The sequence below is a fragment of the Sphingopyxis sp. genome, assembly GCF_035565275.1.
Taxonomy (GTDB): Bacteria; Pseudomonadota; Alphaproteobacteria; order Sphingomonadales; family Sphingomonadaceae; genus Sphingopyxis.
Genome location: NZ_DATMST010000020.1, coordinates 1 through 8,692, shown reverse-complemented (window position 1 = coordinate 8,692; position 8,692 = coordinate 1). Strand labels below are relative to the sequence as shown.

At 64.7% G+C, this 8,692-nt stretch carries 10 protein-coding genes, 1 tRNA gene and 1 pseudogene; 4 read left to right on the top strand and 8 right to left on the bottom strand.

Translation table 11 applies throughout. The features are described from left to right. From VN047_RS01755 to VN047_RS01745, 3 genes and pseudogenes are all read right to left on the bottom strand, one after another. A partial coding sequence (locus VN047_RS01755; RefSeq protein ID WP_325539405.1) for an RNA polymerase sigma factor occupies window positions 1-771 on the bottom strand: 771 nt, incomplete at its 3' end. A 126-nt stretch (window positions 772-897) separates the two neighbouring features. Continuing rightward, window positions 898-1,257: pseudogene (locus VN047_RS01750) on the bottom strand (YciI family protein); the annotation flags it as partial. Window positions 1,258-1,346: 89 nt separating this feature from the next. Continuing rightward, window positions 1,347-2,357 carry a GlxA family transcriptional regulator gene (locus VN047_RS01745; RefSeq protein ID WP_325539403.1) on the bottom strand — a complete coding sequence of 337 codons (1,011 nt, stop codon included), beginning with the start codon at window positions 2,355-2,357 and terminating at the stop codon, window positions 1,347-1,349. 147 nt (window positions 2,358-2,504) lie between these two features. Here VN047_RS01745 and VN047_RS01740 point away from each other — a divergent pair, with 147 nt between their 5' ends. Together VN047_RS01740 and VN047_RS01735 are read left to right on the top strand one after the other, a co-directional pair. Then, window positions 2,505-3,332: an alpha/beta hydrolase gene (locus VN047_RS01740; RefSeq protein ID WP_325539401.1), complete on the top strand. Its 828-nt coding sequence runs from the start codon at window positions 2,505-2,507 to the stop codon at window positions 3,330-3,332. A gap of 54 nt (window positions 3,333-3,386) precedes the next feature. Then, a complete protein-coding gene (locus VN047_RS01735) occupies window positions 3,387-3,881 on the top strand; it encodes a hypothetical protein (protein ID WP_325539399.1) in 495 nt (164 codons plus the stop codon). A 47-nt stretch (window positions 3,882-3,928) separates the two neighbouring features. On the opposite strand, the gene VN047_RS01730 is transcribed toward VN047_RS01735, so the two are convergent. The 4 genes from VN047_RS01730 to VN047_RS01715 all read right to left on the bottom strand — a co-directional run bounded on the left by VN047_RS01730 (window position 3,929) and on the right by VN047_RS01715 (window position 6,577). Continuing rightward, the gene (locus VN047_RS01730) at window positions 3,929-4,705 is read right to left on the bottom strand and encodes a CPBP family intramembrane glutamic endopeptidase (protein WP_325539397.1); all 777 of its coding nucleotides are present in this window, start codon (window positions 4,703-4,705) and stop codon (window positions 3,929-3,931) included. 242 nt (window positions 4,706-4,947) lie between these two features. Beyond that, window positions 4,948-5,301: a YbaN family protein gene (locus VN047_RS01725; protein WP_325539395.1), complete on the bottom strand. Its 354-nt coding sequence runs from the start codon at window positions 5,299-5,301 to the stop codon at window positions 4,948-4,950. 49 nt (window positions 5,302-5,350) lie between these two features. After that, complete coding sequence (locus VN047_RS01720) at window positions 5,351-6,403, bottom strand: Glu/Leu/Phe/Val family dehydrogenase (protein WP_325539393.1); 1,053 nt, start codon at window positions 6,401-6,403, stop codon at window positions 5,351-5,353. Window positions 6,404-6,500: 97 nt separating this feature from the next. Continuing rightward, window positions 6,501-6,577: transfer RNA gene (locus tag VN047_RS01715), tRNA-His, on the bottom strand. 102 nt (window positions 6,578-6,679) lie between these two features. Here VN047_RS01715 and VN047_RS01710 point away from each other — a divergent pair. Then, window positions 6,680-7,360, top strand: a complete 681-nt coding sequence (locus tag VN047_RS01710; protein WP_325539391.1) for a 2OG-Fe(II) oxygenase — start codon at window positions 6,680-6,682, stop codon at window positions 7,358-7,360. Between the two features lie 77 nt (window positions 7,361-7,437). Here VN047_RS01710 and VN047_RS01705 read toward each other — a convergent pair whose 3' ends face one another. Beyond that, a complete protein-coding gene (locus VN047_RS01705; protein WP_325539389.1) occupies window positions 7,438-8,184 on the bottom strand; it encodes an SIMPL domain-containing protein in 747 nt (248 codons plus the stop codon). A 133-nt stretch (window positions 8,185-8,317) separates the two neighbouring features. Here VN047_RS01705 and VN047_RS01700 point away from each other — a divergent pair. Then, on the top strand, window positions 8,318-8,692 hold a 375-nt coding region (locus VN047_RS01700), incomplete at its 3' end, for an ATP-binding cassette domain-containing protein (RefSeq protein WP_325539387.1).

Genomic DNA, 8,692 nt, shown 5'->3' with positions numbered 1-8,692 from the left:
CGCCAGCCGCGACGCCTGAATTTCCATCAGCGCCAGCAGGCCGAGCACCTCGGGCTCCGCAGGCATGAGCCCGGCGAGGATACGTCCCAATCGCCGCGCCTCGGCGCACAGCGGCGCGCGGACAAGCGACGGTCCGGCGGTCGCGGCATAGCCTTCGTTGAAAATCAGATAGACGACCTCGAGCACCGATCCGAGCCTTGCCGCGAGTTCGGCGCCGCGCGGTACCTCGAACGCGACACCGGCCTTGGCGATTGCTTTCTTGGCTCGCGTGATCCGCGCCGCGATCGCCGCGTCGTTCGACAGGAAAGCCCGGGCAATTTCCTCGACGGTCAGTCCGCCGACGAGCCGCAGCGTAAGCGCCGCACGCGCTTCGGGCGAAATTACCGGGTGGCAGGCGGCAAAGATCAGCCCCAGCAGTTCGTCACCCAGCGGATCGTCGAGCGCCGATTCAACGGCCTCTGCGCTCATGTCGCGTTCCTCGTCCAGTTCGCGGGCGATTTCGGCATGTTTCCGGTCCTGCATCGCGCCGCGCCGGATACCGTCGATCGCGCGCCGTTTTGCTGTCGCGGTCAACCAGGCGCCGGGATTGCCCGGCACGCCCGTTTTCGGCCATTCGGTGAGCGCGACCAGCAAGGCCTCCTGCGCCAGTTCCTCGGCACGATCGACGTCGCGCGTCATCCGCGCGAGCGCGGCGATCAACCGTGCGCGCTCGATCCGGAACACCGCCTCGATCGCCCTGTTGGTTTGGTCGCGGGTTTCGTCGGCTGCCATGCCCGCCTTGTCGGCCAAGGGGGCCGGCGAGGCAAGCATGGCGACCGGCATCGCTTATTCGCCGCTCAATTTTTCGCGCAGCCGCTGCTCCTGTTCGAGAAGCGCGGGCGTCATCGCGTCGCCGAAATCCTCCATCTCGTAAAACGGGCGAATCTCGAGTTCGCTCGGTCCGGGCATCGGGTTCGGACAGCGTTTCGCCCACGCGACCGCCTCGTCCATATCCTTGACTTCCCACACCCAATAGCCAGCGACAAGCTCGCGCGTCTCGGCGAAAGGCCCGTCGATCACGCTGCGGTTCGGACCGTCGAACGCGATCCGCTTGCCCGCCGATGAGGGTTTCAGCCCGTCGCCATCGACCATCACGCCGGCATTGACGAGCTCCTCGTTGAACTTGCCCATCGCCTCGAACATCTCGGTCATCTCTTCGGTCGGCGGCAGACCCTTTTCGCTGTCTTCGGTCGCTTTGACAAAAACCATTACACGCATCGTCCATCTCCTTTTCGATCGGCCGACATTGGCTCGCATCCAGACGACGAGCGAGCCACGGTCAAATCGACACGGTCACGAAATAAATTTCAGGCGACCTCCGCCAGCGACTGCGGGGTCGAGAAACGCTGCCGATATTCGTGCGGCGACAGGCCGATCAGGCGGTGGAACAATTTGCGGAACGCCGCCGGGTCCTCATATCCGACACTCCACGCAATCTGATCGACGGTGCGTTTGGTGAATTCCAGCAACTCGCGCGCCTTGCCGACGCGCAGATGCTGGACATATTCGACCGGGGTCATTCCCGTCGCGGCCTTGAAGCGGCGCTGGAACGTCCGCTCCTCCATTCCCGCCTCGTCCGCCATCTTGGCCACTGCGACGGGTCCGGCGCCTTTGGCCTGCAACCAGTGCTGCACCTTCAATATCGCCTCGTCGCCATGGTTGAGCCTTGGCGCGAAGCTCGCATAATTTTTCTGCTCGCGCCCCGAGGGATCGATCAGCAGGAAACGCGCGGTCTCCATCATCACCGTCGGCCCCAGCAACCGCTCGACGATACGTAGTCCGAGATCGGTCCATGCCATCAATCCGCCCGCGGTGACGATATCGCCATCGTCGACCACCATCCGGTCGGCCTCCATCCGCACGTCGGGAAAACGGCTGCGAAATTCCTCGGCGAAGAACCAGTGCGTGGTTGCCGGCCGGCCGCTGAGCAATCCCGTCGCCGCCAGCGCAAACGCGCCGCCGCAATTCGACGCGAGCACGGTGCCCTGCGCATGCCGGTCGAGCAGCCAGCGCGCATAGGGCTCGACCTCGCCCGGCTCGAGCAGCTTGTGCAGACTCCCGGGCGCGATCAGCACCGCCGGCGAGTTGGCGGCGCGTTCCTCGGCATGACTGTCGTAACAGCGGGCAAATCCCCCGCCCTCCTGCAACCGCCAGTGGCTGACGCGGATCGGGCGGCGGCCGTGATCGACCGCGAAACGGCCGGCGACGTGGAAGAGGTCGGTGATGCCGTGAACCATCCCGGTCTGGCAGTCGGGGTACAGCATCATCCCGACCTCGACCAACGCGGGCGGGGCATCGGGCACCTTCAACTTGGGCATGTCGCGTCCCCCAATTGCACATATGTCGGATTTGACCCGCATAATGTCGCGTCCGCCAATCCCGCGCAAGATCGTCCCGACCTATTTCCAGAGCACCGGGACGGACACCCCGCCCAAGACGCCAAGCTCATCGAAAGGAACCATATCATGACCACCATCACCACCAAGGACGGCACCAACATCTTCTTCAAGGATTGGGGGCCGAAGGACGCCCAGCCCATCGTCTTCTCCCACGGCTGGCCTCTGTCGGCCGACGCCTGGGACGCCCAGATGGTCTTCTTCGCCAACCAGGGTTTCCGCACCATCGCTCACGACCGCCGCAGCCACGGCCGGTCGGATCAGGTCTGGGACAACAATAATATGGACCAGTATGCCGACGACCTCGCCGAACTGATCGAACAGCTCGACCTGAAAAACGTCATCCTTGTCGGCCATTCGACCGGCGGCGGCGAAGTCACCCGCTATATCGGCCGCCACGGCACCGCCCGCGTCGCCAAGGTCGCGCTGATCGGCGCCGTCCCGCCGCTGATGCTCAAGACCGAAGCCAACCCCGGCGGCCTGCCGCTCGACGTCTTCGACGGCATCCGCAAGGGCACGTTCGACAACCGCCCGCAGTTCTTCAAGGACCTGACCCTGCCCTTCTACGGCTACAACCGCGACGGCGCGGTCGTTAGCGAAGCGGTGCGCGACGAATTCGTGCGGCAGGGCATGAACGGCGGCCTCAAGGGCCTCCTCGACAGCATCCGCGCCTTCTCGGAAAGCGACTTCAACGAGGATTTGAAGAAATTCGACAAGCCGACGCTCGTCCTTCACGGCGACGATGACCAGATCGTGCCGATCGGCGCCGCGGCGCTCTCGACCGTCAAGATCGTCAAGCAGGCAGTTCTCAAGGTCTACGAGGGCGGCAGCCACGGCCTGACCGTCACCGAACAGGACCGTTTCAACGCCGATCTTCTCGATTTCATCAACAGCTGATATTGAAGAGGCGCGGGCCCCCGACCGCGCCTCCGCTCTTTAAGGAGACGTGTCATGATCCTCGGTCTCACCATTCCGCAGTTTACTGCACTCCATGTCGCGATCAGCCTGATCGGCATCGGCGCGGGTCTCATCGCCCTTCCCGCCTTCGCACGCGGGCGCCTTCTCCGCCGCACGACGGATATCTTTCTCTGGGCGACATTGCTCACCAGCCTCTCCGGCTTCCTCTTCCCGATCGTCGCCTTCACGCCGGCGCTCGGCACGGGCATCCTCTCGACGCTGATCCTCATTTTCGCATTCGCGGCTTATTATGGCCGCAAGCTCGCCGGTCGCGCCGCCATCGTCTATGCGGTCAGCGCCACCGCCGCGCTCTACCTCAACCTCTTCGTTCTCGTCGTACAATCGTTCCTGAAAGTGCCCGCGCTCAACGCGCTCGCCCCCAACGGAACCGAACCCCCGTTCGTCGCAGCGCAGGCCGCGCTCCTCCTCGTCGCAATCTTCTTTGGAAATATAGCGGTCAAGGCGAGCCGCCGTCCCCTCGCGGCCTGATATTCGGAAATACGCGCAAAGGCGGCCTTCGGGTCGCCCTTGCCGTGTCAGGCCCACATCGCGTTGAGCGCGATCACGATCGCCACTTCGGTAAAATTTCCCATCCCGTGTGCGACCATCGGCGCGAGCAGGCTGCGCGACCGCTCCATCAGCCACACATAGAGGAGCCCCCAGACAAAGGCGTAAATCTGCTGCGCCATCGCCTGAAAAAAGGGATCGACAGTGAACGACCACCAGTGGGCGAACCCGAACATCAGCGCGACGATATAGGCCGCAACGGGCAGGTCGAGCGGTCCGACCCGTAGTCGCCCCGGGACCAGCGCCACGAGCATGCCGACGAGCAGCCCGCGAAAGATCGTCTCCTCCGCAAGCCCGGTGGTGATCATGCCGAGCAGATAACCCGCCGAATCGAGCGGATATTTCGAGTAGCTCATGTCGGGCGCGGTTTGCGCCGCGAGCGCGGGCCAATAGTCGGCGACGAGCATCACCAGTCCCATGCCGATCCCGATCAGGAAAGCGAGCCCGGCATAGCTGCGTCCCGGCGGCCAGCGCAGATGGTCGTCGGCGGCAGGAAGCAGCCGGCGCATGATCAGAACGGCAATCAGGCCGAGCAGCGCCTGAAAGGCGATAGCAAGGAGCAGGAAGACCGAGATATGATCGGCCCACAGCGTTTCGCCCGCGCGGTAGACCACCCGCGCCGACATACGCCCGAGATCGAGCAACCCTTCCATCAGCAGCGCGGCGAGCAGGATCGGCCACAAGCGAAAGCGGAAACCGGAAAGCGCCGCAAAGGGGCGCGGCGAAGCGGGAGAGAGACTGGTCATGCCGGCTGCCTAACCTGGCGGCGCGCCGCATTTCTTGAACAAATGTGATACGGGTTAGGTCAGCCAGCGCGGGTTACGGGCCAGGATGGCGGGCGCCGCTTCGACCGGTTGCGGACCTGTCTCTCATCGCCATTCCGGACTTGATCCGGATCAATACGATGGTGCGGCTATGGATCCCGGATCAAGTCCGGGATGACGAAGGAGAGGGAGCGAACGTCAACTCTCCTCCCCCAAGCAAACAATCATCCCTCCGGCCGCGTCCATATCCAGCTTCCGGTGACGGCAGCGGCGATGACCGGCAGCATGACCCACGGCCAAGGCGAAAAAATCGCGGCCAGTACGATGCTGAATGCGAAAGCGGCAGTCGCGGCGATCTTGCCTTTGCGGCTGATCGCACCTTTCTCGCGCCACGCGACGATATGATGTCCGAAATGCGGGTGCGTCAGCAGCCAGTTTTCGAGCCGCGGCGACGAGCGCGCGAAGCAGAAGGCCGCGAGGATCACGAACGGCACCGTCGGAAGCAGCGGCAGGAACGCGCCGATCGCGCCGAGTCCCAGCGAGGCCCAGCCTGCGACCAGATAGAAATGCCGTTTCATCGGGGGCTGGCTTAGCGCAAATCAAGCCCCGCGCCAGCCCTCGAAGCGCCTAACCGCGGCCGATCAGCTTCTGCGCCATCCGGTCGGCGACCACCGAAGCCGGCGTGCCCTTCGCCTTGCTCTCGGCCCAGATCTCGGCAAGGCGGCCGGGAATCTGGTGGATACGGCTTTCGACCTCTTCGCGGCTCCCCTGCCCGAGATATTCGAGCGCGACGTTGATGATTCCGCCCGCGTTGATCACATAGTCGGGAGCATAGGTGATACCGCGGTCGTGAACGCGCTGGCCGTCGGCCGCGGTCGCGAGCTGGTTGTTTGCGCCGCCCGCGACGATCGGCACGCGCAGCTTTTCGATGCTCGCTTCGGTCAGGATCGCTCCGAGCGCGTTCGGGCTCAGCACGTCGGCCTCGATCTCCATGATCGCCGCCGAATCGGCGAGGTCGGCGCCCAGTTCCTCGGCCAGCGCCTTCGCACGCGCGAGATTGACGTCGGCGAGGGTCAGCTTGGCACCTTCCGCCGCGAGCCGGCGCGCAACGCCGCCGCCGACGCTGCCGACGCCCTGAATCGCGATGCGCACGCCCTTGGCGCTATCGGTGCCGAGACCCTGCAGGATCGCCGCCTTGATGCCCAGATAGACGCCGAGCGCGGTGAACGGGCCCGGATCGCCGCCGGCGTCGGCGCCGCTCGCGACGGGCAAGCCGCTCACATGCTTCGTCTGCCTGGCGATCTCGACCATGTCGGCGTCAGTGATCCCGACATCTTCGGCGGTGACATAGGCGCCACCAAGCGAATCGACCGCGCGGCCGAACGCCGCGAGCAGTTCGGGGGTCTTCGCGCCATTCTCGTCGGCGAGGATCACGCCTTTTCCACCGCCCATCGGCAGGCCGGCCATCGCATTCTTGTAGCTCATGCCGCGCGACAGGCGCAGCGCGTCGGTGATCGCTGCCGCGCGCTGCGGATAATGCCAGTAACGCACGCCGCCCGCGCCGGGGCCAAGATGCGTCGAATGGACGGCAATGACCGCCGTTAGTCCGCTGGCGCGATCGCGGAACATGTGGACATGTTCATGATCGTCGAAATCGGCGAAATCCCAGACAGCGGACATAGACTCATCCTCGCATTAGAAAATTACGTCCAAACGCAATAATCCGATAGAGACTGAGAGTCACCCCAAATCCCGCATGTGCGTGAAGATAGAAAAATGGGGCGACCAACGGGGCTCGAACCCGCGACCTCCGGTACCACAAACCGGCGCTCTAACCAACTGAGCTATGGTCGCCACATGTCGGGCGAAACCGCCTGCGACAGCGCGCGGCGATAGGCGCGCCCTCCCCCTTCGTCAAGCATTGTTCGCGCGCGCTGACGCCACTAAAAGCGCGGCATGGCTGGGAACGAACATGTCGACATGAGGGCCTCGGGCGCCGACCGCACCGCCGAGCGGCTCGCCGCGGTCCCGGGCATCCGCCGCGCGCCGACCGCGAAGCTGCAGCAGTTCATGCTCTCGGGCTTTCTCGATGGCGAAACCTGCGTGGCGCTGATCGCACAGATCGACCGTGACGTGCGGCCATCGACGATCGCCGATCCCAATGGCGACGACGCGTTCCGGACCAGCACGACCTGCGACCTCGACCATCGCGATCCGCTGGTCGTCGCCGTCAACAACCGTCTCCACGACCTCACCGGCATCCCGCACGAATATGGCGAGCCGATGCAGGGCCAGCGCTACGACGTCGGGCAGGAGTTCAAGGCGCACACGGATTATTTCGATCCGCATGGCGCCGACTGGGAAACCTATTGCGCAGTCCCGGGCCAGCGCAGCTGGACGCTGATGATCTACCTCAACGAACCAGGCGCCGGCGGCGCGACGCGCTTCCTCGCGACGGGCAAGATGCATCAGCCGGAGACAGGAAAACTGCTCGCGTGGAACAATGTCCGTCCCGACGGCACCGCCAATCCGGACACGCTCCACCACGGGATGAAGGTGCGCAAGGGGCGCAAATATATCATCACGAAATGGTTTCGCGAACGCCCTTGGCCATGGGCGGAGGGCGAACTCGCCTGAAGCGAACCGGACCCCGGCGTAAGCCGCGGCCCGGTCGCCTGCCAGTTTGCCCCGGCTTTCACCGGGGCACGGGATGATTACCTCACCAATCGGTACTGGAAGTTCAGCGTCAGCGTATTGGCGACCCGGCCCGGCTCGACCGGGGTTGCTTTTGCCGAACCGGCATCCATCGCCATGCGGACCATCGGCATCGGCGGCTGCGGGCCGAAGCTGCCGCCTTCGCTGATCGAGACCAGCTCGACGCCGCGGAAGCCCGCAAGGCGCGCGTAATCCTGCGCCTTCGCTTCGGCCGCCTTGATCGCGGTACCGCGCACGCCGACCAGCTGCGCGTCAGGGTCCTTCATGCCGAACGACGGCCCGTCGATATTGGTGCCACCCGCGGCGACCAGCGCATCGAGGAGCGGGCCGATATCCTCGATTTTCGACGTCGTCGCGCGCACGCTGTTCGACACCTGATAACCAAGGAAACGCGGCGGCTGACCATCTCCGCGGTTGTTGTAATCGTACTGCGGCGACAGGTTGATGCCGCTCGTCTGGATATCTTCGGCCTTGATCCCGCGCGCCTTCGCAGCGGCGATCAGCTTGTCCATCGCGGCGGCATTGGCGCGCATCGATTCGACCGCAGTCGGCGCTGTCGTCGTCACGCCGGCACCGACGGTTGCCTGGTCGGGGCGCGAACGCACTTCCTCGCTGACCGAAAAGGTCAGGATCGGCCCATGGGTCGTTGCTGCTGTCACCGTCGAACCTCCCTGCTGCGCGAGCGCGGGCGTTGCCGCCATCAGCGCCAGTCCGGTTGCCATAACGGCGAACATTTGCTTCGTCATTTCATTCTCCTGTGAACCGGGCTTCCGGTGGTTCCTGATCTCCGCCCCGTAACGCAGACGGAGCAGACCCGTTCCGGCCTTTGTGCGCTGCGCGCTTGCATGATGCTGAACGTGTGGTAGCGCGCCGTTCATCATGGCAGCACCGATTTTATCTTATGAAGGCCTCGGCCTTGTGCAGGGCAGCGGCTGGCTGTTCCAGGACCTCGACATCTATGTCGGCGAACGCGACCGCCTCGCGCTGATCGGCCGCAACGGCGCGGGCAAGACAACTTTGCTCAGATTGCTCGCGGGCCAGATCGACGCCGACAAGGGCAAGCGCGTGATCGTGCCGGGTACGCATGTCGTGATGCTCGAACAGGAACCCGATTTCTCGTCGTTCGCGACGCTGATGGATTTCGCCGTCGCCGCGCCCAATGCGCCCGAAGCCTATGAAGTCGCCGCGATCGCCGACCAGCTCGGGATCGACATGACCCGCACAGCCGCCAGCGCCTCGGGCGGCGAGCGCCGC

Excerpts from the sequence above, each read along its gene's own strand:
- VN047_RS01745 (WP_325539403.1), bottom strand. The coding sequence starts at position 2,357 with ATGCCCAAGTTGAAGGTGCCCGATGCCCCGCCCGCGTTGGTCGAGGTC.
- VN047_RS01740 (WP_325539401.1), top strand. The coding sequence starts at position 2,505 with ATGACCACCATCACCACCAAGGACGGCACCAACATCTTCTTCAAGGAT.
- VN047_RS01735 (WP_325539399.1), top strand. The coding sequence starts at position 3,387 with ATGATCCTCGGTCTCACCATTCCGCAGTTTACTGCACTCCATGTCGCG.
- VN047_RS01730 (WP_325539397.1), bottom strand. The coding sequence starts at position 4,705 with ATGACCAGTCTCTCTCCCGCTTCGCCGCGCCCCTTTGCGGCGCTTTCC.
- VN047_RS01725 (WP_325539395.1), bottom strand. The coding sequence starts at position 5,301 with ATGAAACGGCATTTCTATCTGGTCGCAGGCTGGGCCTCGCTGGGACTC.
- VN047_RS01720 (WP_325539393.1), bottom strand. The coding sequence starts at position 6,403 with ATGTCCGCTGTCTGGGATTTCGCCGATTTCGACGATCATGAACATGTC.
- VN047_RS01710 (WP_325539391.1), top strand. The coding sequence starts at position 6,680 with ATGGCTGGGAACGAACATGTCGACATGAGGGCCTCGGGCGCCGACCGC.
- VN047_RS01705 (WP_325539389.1), bottom strand. The coding sequence starts at position 8,184 with ATGACGAAGCAAATGTTCGCCGTTATGGCAACCGGACTGGCGCTGATG.